At 46.8% G+C, this 15,787-nt stretch carries 18 protein-coding genes and 1 riboswitch; of the genes, 8 read left to right on the forward strand and 10 right to left on the reverse strand.

Annotation, left to right across the window (positions count from 1 at the left end; translation table 11 throughout):
* Positions 1–24 precede the first annotated feature (24 nt).
* The 7 genes from Q1B11_RS13090 to mutM form a co-directional block, all read right to left on the reverse strand.
* Positions 25–390 (reverse strand): hypothetical protein, encoded by a 366-nt coding sequence (locus Q1B11_RS13090; protein WP_299733408.1) that lies wholly within the window; start codon positions 388–390, stop codon positions 25–27.
* A 62-nt stretch (positions 391–452) separates the two neighbouring features.
* Complete coding sequence (locus Q1B11_RS13095; RefSeq protein WP_299733410.1) at positions 453–1,538, reverse strand: MltA domain-containing protein; 1,086 nt, start codon at positions 1,536–1,538, stop codon at positions 453–455.
* 61 nt (positions 1,539–1,599) lie between these two features.
* Positions 1,600–2,112, reverse strand: coding sequence for a non-heme ferritin (gene ftnA / locus Q1B11_RS13100; protein ID WP_299733412.1), 513 nt, complete (start codon positions 2,110–2,112; stop codon positions 1,600–1,602).
* A gap of 130 nt (positions 2,113–2,242) precedes the next feature.
* A complete protein-coding gene (locus tag Q1B11_RS13105) occupies positions 2,243–2,563 on the reverse strand; it encodes a 2Fe-2S iron-sulfur cluster-binding protein (RefSeq protein ID WP_067516085.1) in 321 nt (106 codons plus the stop codon).
* A 64-nt stretch (positions 2,564–2,627) separates the two neighbouring features.
* A complete protein-coding gene (locus Q1B11_RS13110) occupies positions 2,628–3,248 on the reverse strand; it encodes a lysophospholipid acyltransferase family protein (RefSeq protein WP_299733415.1) in 621 nt (206 codons plus the stop codon).
* A 143-nt stretch (positions 3,249–3,391) separates the two neighbouring features.
* Positions 3,392–4,249 carry a hypothetical protein gene (locus Q1B11_RS13115; RefSeq protein ID WP_299733417.1) on the reverse strand — a complete coding sequence of 286 codons (858 nt, stop codon included), beginning with the start codon at positions 4,247–4,249 and terminating at the stop codon, positions 3,392–3,394.
* Positions 4,250–4,316: 67 nt separating this feature from the next.
* On the reverse strand, positions 4,317–5,132 hold the full coding sequence (mutM, locus tag Q1B11_RS13120) for a bifunctional DNA-formamidopyrimidine glycosylase/DNA-(apurinic or apyrimidinic site) lyase (protein WP_299733419.1): 816 nt from the start codon (positions 5,130–5,132) through the stop codon (positions 4,317–4,319).
* A 189-nt stretch (positions 5,133–5,321) separates the two neighbouring features.
* Here mutM and Q1B11_RS13125 point away from each other — a divergent pair, with 189 nt between their 5' ends.
* The 6 genes from Q1B11_RS13125 to tal all read left to right on the forward strand — a co-directional run bounded on the left by Q1B11_RS13125 (position 5,322) and on the right by tal (position 11,479).
* Positions 5,322–6,728, forward strand: coding sequence for an MATE family efflux transporter (locus Q1B11_RS13125; RefSeq protein WP_299733421.1), 1,407 nt, complete (start codon positions 5,322–5,324; stop codon positions 6,726–6,728).
* A gap of 132 nt (positions 6,729–6,860) precedes the next feature.
* Positions 6,861–7,871: a tryptophan--tRNA ligase gene (trpS, locus tag Q1B11_RS13130; protein ID WP_299733423.1), complete on the forward strand. Its 1,011-nt coding sequence runs from the start codon at positions 6,861–6,863 to the stop codon at positions 7,869–7,871.
* A 107-nt stretch (positions 7,872–7,978) separates the two neighbouring features.
* Positions 7,979–8,365, forward strand: a complete 387-nt coding sequence (locus tag Q1B11_RS13135; protein ID WP_299733425.1) for a hypothetical protein — start codon at positions 7,979–7,981, stop codon at positions 8,363–8,365.
* Between the two features lie 5 nt (positions 8,366–8,370).
* Positions 8,371–8,787, forward strand: a complete 417-nt coding sequence (locus Q1B11_RS13140) for a YbaN family protein (RefSeq protein WP_299733427.1) — start codon at positions 8,371–8,373, stop codon at positions 8,785–8,787.
* Between the two features lie 229 nt (positions 8,788–9,016).
* A riboswitch (TPP riboswitch) is annotated at positions 9,017–9,130 on the forward strand.
* Between the two features lie 96 nt (positions 9,131–9,226).
* Positions 9,227–10,225 carry an ABC transporter substrate-binding protein gene (locus tag Q1B11_RS13145; RefSeq protein WP_299733428.1) on the forward strand — a complete coding sequence of 333 codons (999 nt, stop codon included), beginning with the start codon at positions 9,227–9,229 and terminating at the stop codon, positions 10,223–10,225.
* 300 nt (positions 10,226–10,525) lie between these two features.
* Complete coding sequence (gene tal / locus Q1B11_RS13150) at positions 10,526–11,479, forward strand: transaldolase (RefSeq protein WP_299733430.1); 954 nt, start codon at positions 10,526–10,528, stop codon at positions 11,477–11,479.
* Between the two features lie 36 nt (positions 11,480–11,515).
* Here tal and Q1B11_RS13155 read toward each other — a convergent pair whose 3' ends face one another.
* Both Q1B11_RS13155 and Q1B11_RS13160 read right to left on the reverse strand, forming a co-directional pair.
* The gene (locus Q1B11_RS13155; protein WP_067516056.1) at positions 11,516–11,932 is read right to left on the reverse strand and encodes a hotdog fold thioesterase; all 417 of its coding nucleotides are present in this window, start codon (positions 11,930–11,932) and stop codon (positions 11,516–11,518) included.
* 14 nt (positions 11,933–11,946) lie between these two features.
* On the reverse strand, positions 11,947–12,981 hold the full coding sequence (locus tag Q1B11_RS13160) for a DUF523 and DUF1722 domain-containing protein (RefSeq protein WP_299733436.1): 1,035 nt from the start codon (positions 12,979–12,981) through the stop codon (positions 11,947–11,949).
* A 275-nt stretch (positions 12,982–13,256) separates the two neighbouring features.
* Between Q1B11_RS13160 and Q1B11_RS13165 the strand changes: the two genes are divergently transcribed.
* Complete coding sequence (locus tag Q1B11_RS13165) at positions 13,257–13,757, forward strand: GNAT family N-acetyltransferase (protein ID WP_299733438.1); 501 nt, start codon at positions 13,257–13,259, stop codon at positions 13,755–13,757.
* 100 nt (positions 13,758–13,857) lie between these two features.
* A complete protein-coding gene (locus Q1B11_RS13170) occupies positions 13,858–14,532 on the forward strand; it encodes a phosphohydrolase (RefSeq protein ID WP_299733440.1) in 675 nt (224 codons plus the stop codon).
* 20 nt (positions 14,533–14,552) lie between these two features.
* Here Q1B11_RS13170 and Q1B11_RS13175 read toward each other — a convergent pair whose 3' ends face one another.
* Positions 14,553–15,629 (reverse strand): histidinol-phosphate transaminase, encoded by a 1,077-nt coding sequence (locus Q1B11_RS13175; protein WP_299733442.1) that lies wholly within the window; start codon positions 15,627–15,629, stop codon positions 14,553–14,555.
* Positions 15,630–15,787 lie beyond the last annotated feature (158 nt).

Raw genomic sequence — 15,787 nt, forward strand, 5'->3', positions numbered from 1 at the left:
TTTCATTGTTCTATCAAATAGTGCTTACGACAATTTTCTGATAATGGATTGTGTCGCATATTCATCGGGAGTGGCTGCTTTTAGCAGTATCTGATCGATATTTTCTATTTTGGTAAGTTTTGGTTTCCAGTGTGTTGAAAGCGGATTGTCTTGTTGATTTTTAATGAAATCGAATAGTTTTTGTAAGCTTGGTATTGGTGAACCTGTGCGATCATAGGTATGAGCTAAACGGTCACCAATTCTAGTATTAAATGCCTCTGTATGCGTTTCCCTGTCAGGGATGTAGGTCTTTTTCGCTTGATTCTCTGAATCTGAACATCCTGAGTTCTCATTGTTTGTGGATACAGGTTGATAGCCCTGAATATTATGACTATATGGTGAAAAATTCATAAAAACCTTGTTGTTAAGATCTCAGAGAGAACTGCATACCTTAGTGTTTGATAAAACAGAACCTAACGTGGCAAAAAAACATAAAGCTTGCCTGGGGATTGCTGCTTGCCCGCAAGTTGCTCAACTTCTTCACCCAGCCCAAGATAGATATCACCGCGAGCAGCACCTTTTATAGCACTGCCGGTATCCTGGGCAACCATCATTCGTTGGAACGGTTCGCCAGTTGCTGTCAGGGTTGTATCGAGCCAGACTGGAACGCCAAGGGGAATGTAGGATGGATCAACAGCTAATGTTCTTTCTGATGTTGCAGGAACGCCCTGTGCAGTGATGGCACCTTCATTTGAAAAGCTGAAGAAAATATAGCGAGGGTTTTGGTTTAGCAGCCAGTCTTGTTTGTCTGGATTATCTGCCAGCCATGTCTGGATAGTTTGCATGGAGACATTCTCCAGCTCGCCTTCCTGCTTTAACACTTTGCCTATGGCTACGTAGTTGTGGCCATTATGGCCGGCATAACCAACGTGCATGATTTTTCCATCCGGCAGTTCAACGTTGCCGGAACCCTGAATTTGCAGGAAGAATTTATCCACAGGGTTTTTCAGCCATAACAACACATCGCTATCTTTAGGCACGGTTTGATTAATGTCAGCCCGGCTACCGTAAGGTTTTAAAAAGCCTCGATCAAGGCGACCCACCAGCTGGCCGCTCATGCCAAAATCGGAAAGTCGAACTCTCACCAAATCCTTGGGTAGCTTTAAAAGAGGAATGGAGTATTCAGGTGTTTTTTTCAGGCTGCCAGGCATCACCGGCGAGTAGTACGCCGTAAACAGTCCCTTTTCTTGTGGCGCGATGGAAATCGGTTTGAAGTTTTGCTCAAAAAAGAGTTTGAGTTGGCGATCTGGCGTTTGTGCCAACTCTTTGCACAGTGATTTCCAGGTATTGTAGTTACCCCACAAACTGTTGTCCGTCAGCACCGAGGGGTTCAGGTGGTTACAGCTTTTCAACAGAGCAGGACGTGTAGCAATCGCCTGCTCATTGCTCCAGCCTTTTAGGTCGCTGAACTGAGCATGCTTTTGCGCCGGGGCTGGATTAAATAAACTGCAGCCAGCCAGTAGAAGGTAGCAGGAAAAGGTAATGAGCTTTCGGGTCATGAGGCAAACATAAATAAGAAACCAGCCTTAGAGCATAAGGCCGGTTTATGGTAACTGCCAATTAAATTGCAGGTGCCGGCATTTCTTTCAGCAGTTTGGCAATTTCCTGATCAATGTAATAGAGCCCTTTGTTTTCCATTCCAATCATGTCGATTTTATCAAGAATGGTTTTGAACAGCTTCTCCTCTTCGTGTTGCTCTGCAACGTACCACTGTAAAAAGTTGAACGTCGAATAATCTTTCTCGGTAAAGGCCGTGTGCGCCAGCTCGTTGATTTTTTGAGTCACCGTGCACTCATGCTCATAGGTTGCGAGGAATACGTTGCGGACAGATTCAAACTGATGAGGCGGTGCCTGAATAGCGCCAATGATTGCCATTGCTCCGGTTTCGTTCACGTAATCAAACAGTTTCTGCATGTGCTCCATTTCTTCCCGGGCATGGCGGCGAAGAAACCCATTACAACCTTCAAGGCTCTGGCTTTCACACCAGGAAGCCATTTGCAGATAAAGGTTGGAGGAGTAAAACTCCAGATTAATTTGCTCGTTGAGTTTTTCGATCATTGTTGGACTGAGCATGGAATACTCCTGAGTGCTGGTTAGCTCAGGGTTATCGCTGCGCACTTGATTGCGAATGATTTGCAATAACCCTATGAAAGGTCAGGTTTATTTGGGAGAGTCTAACCTATTGCTCAGGTTTTGCAGAGTTTTAGTATTGAGACTCTGGTAAATGAACCACCATTCCATCCATTGCATCGGTCACGACAATTTGACAGCTGAGCCGACTGTTCTCTCTGGGCTCACGAACCACATCCAGCATTTCATGTTCAGAGCCTTCTGCACGACCGGTGACGTCAATCCATGGCTCATCAATGTAGCAATGGCAGGTGGCGCAGGTGCATGAGCCGCCACACTCTCCAAGAATGCCATCGATCATGTTATCCACCGCACCTTGCATTAGCGTGCTGCCAGTCTCAATTTCTGCTTCGTATTGGTTACCGTCGTGGGTAACAAACTGAATCAGTGGCATGTAGATCCTATACAGTGTTCTTATTGTTCCGACACTGTATCGAACCTGTGCTGCAATGGGAAGATCAGCTGTTGTAGATGCCAGGTGTGTCGAATGGGCCGTTACAGCCAAGCTCCGGCCTTTTGCCGGGATGAGATAAAAAGAACTCATGCATCTTTTCGAAGTCCTGAGGAAGGTCGCCAGTCAGATCAATCGGCTCACCAATCACCACTTTTCGGGCTTTGAAGTCAAAAGAGATAGGCAGCACAGGAATATCTGCGCCCCGGGCAATATGGTAGAAACCGGTTTTCCAGCGCTGTACTTTGGAACGGGTACCTTCTGGAGCAATCACCAGAATAAATTTTTCACTGTCCCGGATCTCTTTAGCCGCCTGATCCACTCGGTTAATGGATTTGCTGCGCTCAATGGGAACACCACCAAGACCACGCATTAGAATGCCCAGAGGACCCGAAAACAGAGAATGTTTACCAAAAAAGCGCACTCGGATTCTCAAAATAAGTTTGGCGGCGACGCCAATAACAAAATCCCAGTTGGATGTATGTTGGGCGACGATGATCACATATTTATTGAGATCAGGCAGTGTGCCTTCAATTTTCCATCCACCCATTAACCAGAACACAAAGCGTCCCAGAGCGTGTTTCAGCGGATTATAAGGTGCAAAATTTTCGTGAGTTGATGACGGCATAATGAGTAGCGGTAATAACAGGGAAGCGTAGTATTTCAGAGATCGACCAGAAAGAAGAAGGCTCTGTTACAAAAATAAAACAAGACAAAACGATAACTTAGAAGTATCGCACGTTATACAGCAGTCGTCAGCTAACTGGCTAGCTAGCTTGGTTCACAGCCGATCATGGGATGAGCTTCAATAGAAACATCATCAAACTTCCACTCTTTTGGACTACCAGGGTTAATGATCACTTTCAGCTGTACAATCACTGCCTGCTCAACGTGATAGTTCTCACGACTTTCACTGTTGTCGATCAAGTTATATTCATTGAAGCAGCAGGAAAAACTAAGGGACACTTTACCGTCTGGCAGGCAGGCAAATTCAGATTCCCTTTTGGCGCCAACAGCAATAATGCCGAAGCCTTTGCCAAACAGTGAATAGCCAAAGTTTTTTAAATATTGGTCCATGGCGCTGTAGGGTGCCAGCGTGCAGAAGTTAGCCAAGACCATCATCATCTTTTTGGCTGTGCCCAGATCGTTACAACTCTCAATCGAAAAGACCTTCAGTGCTTCTTTGCAGATGACAATCAGGTCTTTATCCTTTTTGTGTTCTTCTCTTGTGGCAGATGAATCGAAAGACATGGCTGCAGAAGTGATCTGGAAATTCACGCCTTTTACTAAATCGATATCAAACTGGGTCGCGATATCATCATCGCCTTCAGAAAAACTGTTGAAAACTTGACGCAACTGTTTCGATAGATCAGTGCTCATGGCGTTATCGGCGGGATATACACCGTTAAACTGGTTGATTTTTCCGGGTATATCCAGCAATTCATCGGTGGGTAATTCAGCCGTTTGCCTTGGGTTTTCTTCAGGCGCACTTTGTATCAATTGCTCACTGGCGGAGACATCAATACCGAAAAGGCCGGTAAAACTAGCCCATGATGGGCTTTTGCAAAGCGCTTTGATTCTGCTCAATGTGCCGGATGGCTGGTTTCCGTTTGCCATGTTGCTTGCCATATTTGTTGTCCTGAGATCACTGATCTGAATAGATATCGGCAGTGATTTCAGGCTTTAAATCGACGATTTAGCGCTGGCACTTACTGCAGAAGCAGCTGCTTCTATTTCCCAGTTTTATCTCTTGGATGGGTTTTCCACAATTCAGGCAGGGCTGTCCTGCACGGCCATAAACAGCCAGCTCCTGTTTGAAATAGCCAGGTTTGCCATCGCCGCCAACAAAGTCTTTCAATGTTGTGCCACCCTGTTCTATCGCCTTGGCAAGGGTTTCGATAATGGCATCGGTCAGTCGTTCATAACGTTGTTTGGATACTTTTCCGCACGGGGTATCAGGCCTTATTCCAGCCTTAAAGAGCGCTTCACTGGCATAAATGTTACCGACACCAACGACGACTTTATTGTCCATAATAAAGGTTTTTACTGCCTGACTTTTCTTACGGGATAACAGGAACAGTCGTTGTGCGGTGAACTCGCCATCTAATGGTTCTGGCCCAAGGTGACTCAGCAGTTTGTGTTCATAAATCGGTGCTTCTGTCCACAGGACAGCACCAAATCGGCGGGGGTCGGTATACCGTAATTTTTGTCCATTAGTGAAGATAATATCGATATGGTCATGTTTGCCAACGGGCGCATCCTCAGTCATTACCCTGAGGCTACCGGACATACCCAGATGAATGATCAAGTGGCCAGAGCCAGTATCCAGCAATAAATACTTCGCCCGCCGTTTTACCGAAAGGATGGTTTTTCCTTTCAGTATTTGATTAATGTTCTCTGGAACAGGCCATCGTAAACGCGAGTCACGTACAACGACTTCAGCGACGTTGTGCCCTTCAATGTAGGGCTCAATCCCCCGCCGGGTAGTTTCGACTTCTGGTAATTCCGGCATGCTGATTCACCTTAATGCGTCATAAGGGGGAAAAGTATCCCAACTTTCAAGAAAAGAGTCATCGCATAAGCATAAATGCCGCGCTTTATTTCGAATTGAATAATAAAGACTTATATTCATTCGCTGATAGAATATCAAAACCTTCGTCCCGTTCCTGCTTGGCGTTGGATGTGTATTCTGTGAGCGACAATGACAACAAGCGTTTCTGTATTTGCCCGGTATTGGGGCGAGCTTCGTGAACTTCTCTATCTTTCTGGCCCTATTTTAGGGGCGCAATTGGCAACCACGGGTATGAGCTTTGTGGATACCAGTATGGCAGGGCAATACTCAGCCGTGGATCTGGCGGCTATTGCTTTGGGCTCCAGTATCTGGGTGCCGGTGTATTTGCTGGTACGTGGCATATTGATGGCACTGACGCCCACTGTCGCTCATATGTACGGCGCTGGTCGAACCGGTGAGGTGGCCAGTCAGGTTCGTCAGGGGCTATGGATTGCACTGTTAATGAGCCTGTTGTCGTTAGGATTTATTTTCAAATCTGACGCGATATTACAATGGCTAGAGGTTGAGCCGGAAATGGCTGGCGTTACTTTGGAGTATCTGAAAGCACTGGCCTGGGGTATTCCTGCCATCTGTCTTTTTCAGGTATTGGCTTGCTATTGCGAAGGTTTGGGCAGGACAAAACCTGGTATGGTGTTCAGCTTTATCGCTCTGGCACTGAATATTCCGCTTAACTATGTGTTGATCTATGGGAAATTTGGCTTCCCTGAATTAGGCGGTGTTGGCTGTGGTTATGCGACAGCGGTCTGTTTCTGGGCCATGTTTCTGATGATGGCTGTTTATACGCTATTTAGTCGTCAACACCGCAAGATGGGAATCTTCGAACAATGGGAACTACCAAAGCTGTGTGTCATTGCCAATCTGATGAAGCTAGGTGTGCCGATCGGGTTGGCTATCTTCTTTGAGGCGAGCATTTTTTCTGTGGTGGCATTGTTGATTGGTAAGTTGGGTGCCATTGTGGTTGCAGGTCATCAAATTGCACTGAACTTCACATCACTGGCCTTTATGCTTCCCTTAAGTCTTTCAATGGGGCTGACTATTCGTGTCGGTCAGGCTTTGGGAGCCGGTAAACAGGAACAGGCTGCCTATTCAAGCTATGCAGGTATTGTGACGACATTGGCCACTGCCACTATCAGTGCTTCTGTGATGCTGTTTATGCCAGGGCTTGTGACGTCTATTTACACCCAGAATGCTGAGGTAGCAACATTGGCGGCGCAATTGCTAATTTATGCGGCAGTGTTCCAATATGCTGATGGCATTCAGATTGCCGCCAATGGCGCTTTACGCGGTTTTAAAGATACCCGTGTGCCCATGGCCATTGTGCTATTTGCCTGTTGGATTGTGGCGCTTCCGTTAGGGTATGTTTTAGGGTTGACGGACTGGGTTGTGGAGCCAATGGGGCCTCATGGGTTGTGGATTGGTTTGGTGATCGCTTTAACAGTGGGTGCGCTCTTACTGGCAATACGGTTGCGTCAAATCATCCAGAGAAGTGCTGTAGACAACATTCAGGCGACTAAACCAAAAACATCAATTGCTTAATCTAATAAGGAGAGCAATTGAGTCGGTCTCGCCCTTTCTATTGTGGCAAAGGGCGCCGTTCTTTTATAATCTCCTCCCTTTCCCGGAGCAAATGTTCCGGCCAGATAATATCGTCGCTGCACGAGTGGATTCATGAGCAAAACGAAAGTACTTACAGGTATAACGACAACAGGAACACCACACCTGGGTAACTACGTGGGGGCTATCAAGCCTGCAATTGAGGAAAGCTGGCGCGATGATATGGCTTCCTATTTTTTCCTGGCGGACTACCACGCGCTGATCAAAGGTCGCGACCCTAAGCGCCTGCATCAGTCGACTCTGGAAATTGCGGCTACGTGGTTGGCGCTAGGGCTGGATACAGATCGTGCTACGTTTTATCGTCAATCCGATATTCCTGAGATTGCCGAATTAAACTGGATCATCGGCACGATGACTGCCAAAGGGTTGATGAACCGTGCCCATGCCTACAAAGCGGCAGTGCAGGATAACCTTGAAGCAGGTGAGCAGGATCCAGATAAAGGCGTCACTATGGGGCTGTTCAGTTATCCGGTGTTAATGGCTGCAGATATCCTGATGTTCAATGCTCATAAAATTCCGGTAGGCCGCGACCAGGTGCAGCATATTGAGATGGCACGAGATATTGCGGGTCGTATGAACCATCACTACAAAACCAAATTTGCTTTGCCAGAAGCAGTGGTTGGTGAGAGCACTGCAGTACTGAATGGGTTGGATGGTCGTAAGATGAGCAAGAGTTACGACAACACCATTCCTCTGTTTGTGCCAGAGAAAAAGCTGCTGAAGCTGGTTCGTAAGATCAAAACCAACTCTCTGGAGCCTGGTGAGCCCAAAGATCCGGATACTTGCACACTCTTCCAGATTTACTCTGCGTTTGCGGATGCTGAACAAGTAAAAGCTAAACGGCAGCAGTATGCTGATGGCGCCGGCTGGGGTGATTTGAAAAATGAACTCTTTGAGTTCTTGAACGATCACTTGAAAGCGCCTCGTGAGCATTACAATGCTCTGATCGAAGATCCTGCTTTTATTGAAAAAGAGTTGTTGAAAGGTGCTGAAAAGGCCCGTGCAGAAGCTGCGCCTTTCCTGATAGAAGTGCGCCATGCAGTAGGTCTAAGACCTCTGGCGTAAACCTGTATCGCAGCTATTGAAGAATCATTTTGATAGCTGTGAAAACCTATAAAACCTTTCTATTTTAGCGATATTTCCAGCTACCTCTTCCGTTAGGCCGTGCGTTTATGAAACAGTTTCAGATATTGATTTTACTGTCAGCGTTTCTGCTGTCTGGTTGCTCTTACCTGAATAGCTTTATGGGGAGCTCATCCCAGCAAAAAATTGAGTTTCAACTGGATCAGCTGGACACTGATGGTTTATATGGCCCGGAAGATGGCAAGCGTTCGGTGAGTTATGAATTCTGCATCCCCGGTGTTGTAGAATATGCACAACAGGTGATGTCTATTGATCAAACGGCCATTATCTATAAAGATTCTCCAGGACGAATTCAGTGTAAAAAATATGAATATTTAGTGATTGGTGAAACCTCTCAGCCAGACTTTAAAACGACACTACACAATTTAGCGACACTGGATTACGTGACCAGAATTGTTGAAGCTCACTTTGAATAATACCAATGGCGCCGGAAAAAACAGCACTCCATGATGGGGTTTTAGTTCGTAGTCGTTTAGTCAGATTGGTTTTTCAATGTCTTGCTGTCGTCTGTATCTTGCTTGGGTTGATTGGTGTTTTTCTCCCTCTACTGCCCACAACGCCCTTTCTATTACTGGCTGCTTTCTTCAGTATTCGCTCTTCCCCCGCAATACATACCTGGCTGGTTAACCATAAAATACTGGGGCCACCGTTACAGCAGTATCTAATAGACAGAAGTATCACCCGGTCTGTGTTTTATCGCGCGGTGAGCTTTCTCTGGCTGACTATCAGCCTGTCTATTTGCATAATTACTCTTGTCTGGGTGAAATGGCTGCTGATATTTATTGCTGTTAGCGTCACTGTCTATCTGAACAGACTCAAGCAACGCAATAAGAGCTAGGAGCCTGACCGAGAATAGGTTGCCCTACTTCGGTGGTAGTAAATTGGTCTAAAAATTCTGTTTTGTTCAGCAAATAGCACCACTATTTACTTCAAAAAACAGAATTTTTATCCTCAATTTTCTACCATCCTCGCTACGGGCGCTATTCTCGGTCAGCCTCCTAGTCGATTAGCTGACATACTTGACGCGACTATCTATACTCTTTCACTGCAACCACCACTTTGGTTGCTCTTGTGGCGCAGGGTGCCTGTTCATTTTTCTGAAGTGAATGAACAAGCTGAGATGATACCTGTTGAACCTGATCCGGCTAGTACCGGCGAAGGGACTGCCATGGAACTGCCGTCTATTTTTTAGCTGAATCTTCGGCTGTTTTCTTGCTGTCTTCGGGCATTATTCCAGCACTGTGCGTCACGCCTTTTTCCTAAATCAGGACGGACGCATGAGCTCTATTGTTTTTCAGAAAACAGAAACACCAAGACTTTCTCTGCTACTGAATTGGTATGCCAACCCCTACCACACCCCGATCTTCATAGCTCAACAACTGGGTTTTTATGAAGAAGAAGAAATTTTTCCTGGCATTATGGAAACCACAGACCCTTCGGATGTGACGGATTTAATTGGTCAGAATAAAGTGGACATTGCCCTCAAAGCGATGATTCATACCTATGCTGCCCGGGCAAAAGGGTACAAAGTGGTGTCTACCGGCACGCTGTTTCATGAGCCTCCCACCGGCATTATTTTTCTAAAATCCAGCGGTATAAAAGGGTTTGAGGATATAAAAGGTAAACGGATTGGCTACATTGGCAGTTTCGGCAAAATCATCATTGATGACTTGGCTCGCCGTGCAGGCATCAATGTAGGCGACTATGAGACGGTTCGAGTCGGCATGAACCTTACGGATGCAATCATGAAAGGCACGGTGGATGCTGGCATGGGTATCGGTTGTTTTCAGCAGGTTGAGCTTGAGCATGTAAGCGGACAAGAGACAGGTATGTTGCGGGTAGATGAATTGGCCGGATTGGGTTGTTGCTGTTTCTGCTCAATTCTTTTTCTGGTGCATGAATCGTATCTGGCTAAAAATCCGAACACGGTTGCAGGGTTTATGCGGGCAACTCAGCGGGGAATGCACTGGACTCTGGAAAACCCGGAAAAAGCCTGGGAGATGCTGTGTGACAAGATTCCATCATTGCGTACAGAGGTGTTCCAGAAAATATACATCAGTTGTCTTCCGTATTTCTCCAGAGATCTTGTTAATGTGGATCGGGATTGGGAAAAGGTAGGTGTCTATGCCCAGCAGCTGGGTATTACCGATGGCAGCATGGATAGTCTTAGTTGTTATACCAATGACTACCTGCCTGAACGTCCTCATGCAGAGCTTGAACCATTGGACGGACATTATATTTCAGAGCAGCTTTCTCAACAGAGTGGCGCGCTGTAAATCTTTAAGGCCTGACGATGAGTCAGGCTTGCCTCACGGTTTCGTGATGATTTCCATGGGGCGCCTATATTTACTTAGCCCGAAGAGAGTATCCCCAAGGCATGCTGAACCTCGGGCTCTCGGTGAAAACAGGCTGCCATTCCCTATCAATTTGAGTCGAGACGTTTTTGCAAAGTGACCATGAGATTCAAAAAGCAGCATTACATGATCAGAAATTGTGATCTTCAATTTACCCTGCAGCTTTGATTTTGCCTTTTAATGTCGATAGGCTGATCGCCTGATTTGAAAACGGAGTGCAGTATGGACAGTCAACTGGACCAACTGAAGCGCATGACGAAAGTGGTTGCAGACACCGGTGATATTGAAGCGATACGCCGATATCAGCCGGTGGATGCAACCACGAACCCGTCGCTGATCCTGAAAGCTGCCGGGCTCGACAGTTATCAGACTCTGTTCAAAGAGGCCATTGCTTACGGTCGTAGCTGTGCTCAGGATAAAGCCTATGGCGTACCTTTTGCCTGTGATTGGCTGACGGTTGGTATTGGTCGTGAAATTCAGCAGGTGGTACCTGGCCTGGTTTCCACCGAAGTGGATGCAAGACTCTCTTTTGATACCGAAGCAACAATTCATAAAGCCCGCCAGTTGATTGATTTATATAAGCAGCAGGGTGGTGATCCGGATCGGGTGCTCATCAAAATCGCCTCCACCTGGGAGGGCATTAAAGCGGCGGAAGTGCTGGAGAAAGAAGGCATCCGCTGTAATCTGACGTTGTTGTTTAATTTTGCTCAGGCGCAAGCGTGCGCTGAGGCAGGTGTCTATCTGATATCTCCGTTTGTGGGTCGGATTCTGGATTGGTACAAAAAGGCGGAAGGTCGCGAATACTCAGCATCAGAAGACCCCGGTGTTGTATCGGTCAGCCGGATTTATAACTACTACAAACAATATGGCTATCAAACCGTCGTCATGGGTGCGAGCTTCAGAAGCACCGGCGAAATTACCGAGTTGGCTGGTTGTGATTGTCTAACCATTGGGCCAGATCTTTTGGATCAACTGGCCGGTTCCAGCGAATCTCTGGAACAAAGATTGTTTGGTGATTCGCCTGTATGCAGTGACGAAAAGACCATTTTGAATGAAGCTGCGTTCCGCTGGGCAATGAATGACGATGCCATGGCAACCGAAAAATTGGCGGAAGGGATTCGTAACTTTGCCCGTGATCAGGAAAAGCTGGAGCTATTGGTAGCGGATTTATTTTAATGAATGAAAGGGCACTTAAAAGCGCCCTTTTTTGTATTATCTGAACTGCTTGGCAGCCATAGTAATACGGGAGATACAGGTTGGGCGCCCTTGATCATCTTCAATTTTGATTTCCCACACCTGAGTGCTTCTACCAATGTGAACGGGACGAGTGGTTCCGGTCACTTTGCCAGAAGTGGCTGAGCGTAAATGATTGGCGTTAATTTCCAACCCGACACAATAATAGCCATCTTCACAGCAAAGATTGGCTGCGATGCTGCCCAGTGTTTCTGCCAGAACGACCGAGGCGCCACCATGAAGTAGCCCCATAGGCTGAATGGTACGATGATCAACGGGCATAGTGCCCCGAAGAAAGTCGTCGCCTACTTCGGTAATTTCAATCCCTACATGATCACACATGTTGTCCCGGAACTGAGCTTTTGCGGGATCGTAGGGGCGTTTCCAGATCGACATCTTATTTTCTTTCCTTATATCTGGTTTCTCAAGCCTAGCTGATCCGGATGAGGATTCAGATAAGTTTGGCTTTTGATGTAGTCACTGCCATGATTTTCGACAAAATGGCGAAGCATGGTCATTGGCGCAATGAGCGGCACCATTTGCTGGCGATACTCTTCAACCAGTGTCAAAAACTGATTTCTCTCTTTGCTGTCCACGGTCTTTTTAACATATCCAAGAATATGCATCATGGCATTTGTATGAGATTTTCGATTTGCCCGCCGTTTCAGCGCCTGCATAAAGTGGGTGAAGTATTCATCCAGTAACTCTTCTAAAGGCAACTGTCGCCCTTTTGCTACAATCTGACCAAGCTCCTCATAGCCCTGAGGATAGTGTGCCATGAGCATGTATTTATGGGTGGAGTGAAAGTCACCCAGTGCCTTGTAAGACGGTTTCTGCAAGACCATTGTCTGCCAACGATGGTAGGCATATACCCGGGTAAAGAAATTTTCACAAAGCACCGGATCGTGCAGACGACCTTCCTCTTCTATGGGAAGTAGAGGCTTTTCTTCCATCAACACTTTAGCGTAGGCACCCGGTGAACTTTCTCCCAAAGGGTGCCCGTTTTCATGGTAAACCTTGACCCTTTCCATGCCGCAACTTGGGGATTTCTGCATAAGCACATAGCCAGAGATGCCCTTCAGGGTTGCCGCTTTTTCATGGCCAAATTTTTCCAGAGCATCCGTCACATCCAAACTGGCTGTTTCTGTACCGACCACTCTGACCTTTAATGCTTTTTGCGGGTCAGAAGACGACATGAGTTGTAAGCTTTTGGTTTCTTGAGGTTCTGCAAGTTCGCCGACCAGTCTAATGGGCTCCCTGGGCGTGCCAAGGCCGATGGCCATTTCCGGGCAGACGGGCTCAAAATGGAAAAAGCGATCCAGAGTATTTACACAAAAAGAGGAGCGTTTGTGGCCACCGTTGTAACGCACTTTCTGCCCCAGCAGGCAGGAGCTGATACCCAGTGTTATCACTTTTTCAGGATCAGGTATTGACACAATAGCCACCGGTTTTGCCTCCGGGATTTATTTTTTGGAATGGAAGTCAGGATTGATAACCTCCTGTAACTGCATGATACGATAAAAGTTTAACTTTGGTTCTAACCATTGAAAGCATTTTGTGAAGATGGAACTTTTTCTGCCTCACAGACACTAATGGCTGCGAAAACGCAAATTGATCTTAATGTGAATTTGACTGAATGATGAGACTGAAAGAACTTTTCCAGCCTACTGGCTGTCCAATAAGTGACATTACAACAGGCTTGTTGGGAGGCTGTTAAACTGTGCTGATCGTTACCGATACACCACGACTGATAGTGCGTACATGGCAGCTGGCGGATGTAAGCGCATTCTCTACGCTGTTAGGGCATGACCCGGTCGCATCATCCGGCATTGCTGCTACTGAGCCAGGCAGTATTGCTGAGACTGAGTTGTGGCGATATCAGGCTGAGCTGGATAAAAGAGGCTGGTCCCGCTGGGCCGTGGCTTATAAAGAAACGAATCAATTGATTGGCTATTGTGGTTTCACACCCTATGGCAAGCACATTGAGATGAGCTGGCGGTTTATGCCCGAGTTCCGGGGGCAGGGGCTGGTACTGGAAGCGGTTGAAGCTGTTACTCAGTTTGGTTTTAACCAACTGGGCATGGAAGAAATTATCTCCTATACGGCGCCCAATAATGAGTTCGCTCAAGGTGTTATGGAGCAATTGGGTATGGTGCTTGATCGCTTTGAAGGCTGGAGCACCTGTACGGTTGCCCGTTACAGAATCCAGTCGCCCATCTGATATTCAACAGAGCTGAATTGATTTTATTTTATTGTGTTTCCCTCAAACACAATATTCACTACCATCCTCTCTTGTTCTGCATTTTATCATTTGAGACTCTATGACTGACACTTGCCCTAATGTTCTCAAGGAATGGGAGCAACGCTTTATCGACTGCCTGCAAAATCTTGGGCAGGATCACGATGACGATTCCCATGATTTCTTTCATTTCCAGCGGGTTTGGAAAACCGCCTGTCAGATTATGGATCAGGATGGTGCGGCCGCAGATCGACTGGTTGTACTCGCAGCCTGCTATTTTCACGATGTGGTCGTGTTGCCAAAGAATCACCCGGAGCGATCCAAGGCATCAACGCTGGCTGCTGCAAAAGCCAGAGAGCTACTTCAGCATATGGCTTTCCCTGAAGCTCAGCTGGAGAACGTTTGCCATGCCATTGAAAGCCACAGTTATTCCGCAGGTATCGTGCCTGAAACGTTGGAAGCAAAGGTCGTTCAGGATGCTGATCGGATGGAAGCGTTAGGTGCTATTGGGCTGGCAAGAGTCTTTTATACGTCAGGCGTTTTACGTCAGAAGATGTTTGATCCGGAAGATCCAATGGCTGCGCACCGGGAGTTGAGTGATCGACAGTTTGCTTTGGATCACTTTGAACAGAAGTTGCTGAGATTACCTGAGACGATGCAAACGAACGCGGGCAGGGAAATGGCTGAGAGAAATGCTCGCTATTTGGCCGATTTCAGAGCGAAACTGCTTCAGGAGTTACAGGGCGACTATTCCTGAAGCCCTGAAGCTAAATATATTTAAAGAGCCAGAGCCTCTTCAAAAGCGGTAACCATACGCTGGGTTTGGGCGAGATCTCCCAGCGTGACTCTTAACCCCATTTTTCCATCACTACTGGCTTTTGGGCGAACCAGAATTCCTTTTGATCGCAAGTGCTGCTCAATCACTGAACTGTTCTCTGGAAATGCCCAGATAAAGTTGGCTGCACTGTTCCAGAAAGAAATGTTTTTCTGCTGTAAAAAAGACTCAAACAACGGCTTTGATTGCTCCATCACTTCCGATACATAGTCGTGTGTGTATTCCGGGTGATCCAGCGCTGCATGAATGGCAACAGCGGCAAACTGATTGACGTCGTATGGGCCACGCACATTGAGCAGTGCATTGATATTGTCTGGGTGACTGATGACATAACCCAGCCGAATGGAAGGCAAACCCCAAGTCTTTGAGAATGTTCGGGTAATCAGCATATTTGGGAAGTTCATCACCTGATCAGCGATAGTTGATTTCGAATACTCAAAATAACATTCATCCACCAGTATGGCGGTATCCGGCGCGGCTTTGGCAATGGTCAGGATATCTTCGACGCTGGTGGGTGTACCACTGGGGTTGTTGGGGTTGGCGATGACGACCAATCCTGTTTCTGGAGAAAGGGCCTCCAGAACAGCCTGAAGGGGAAAGCCGCCATCTTTCGTGTATTCGGGCTCGATAACCTTAAGGTTTTCTACTCCGGCACATTGCTGATACATGGCAAAGGTAGGGCTGGGAATAATGATTTCATCTCCCGAAGAACAGGCAGCGCGGATAATAATATCAATGCCCTGATCAGAGCCATTAGTAATCATGACCTGCTCCGGCTTAACGCCAGCATAATCCGCTATTTTCTCATTCAGGTTGCCATAGGCTGGATACACTTGAATCCGGTCATTCTGAATAAAATCGATCAGCGCTTGTTTGATGTGGTGGCTAACCGGCAGGGTTCTTTCATTAAAATCCAGCAGCAGATGCTCATGGGGATTTCTGCCTTCCAAAGGCGGGGCGTAGGCGCTCATCCTTGTAATATTTGGCTTGAGTATGGTCATCAGCGGGGTCTCTGCCATTTTATGGTTAGCTTTCAGCGTGTTGCAGTATATACCCAAAGGATTTCAAGTTGCTATGCGGCGGCAAGTGAGCGAGACCTTTAGAAGGTGTCGTGGTGATCTAATAGTCCGCTCATCTAATACTTATTGCTAGTAATTATATTTATACAATTAACTAT

It is taken from the genome of uncultured Endozoicomonas sp., from assembly GCF_947495845.1.
Taxonomy (GTDB): Bacteria; Pseudomonadota; Gammaproteobacteria; order Pseudomonadales; family Endozoicomonadaceae; genus Endozoicomonas.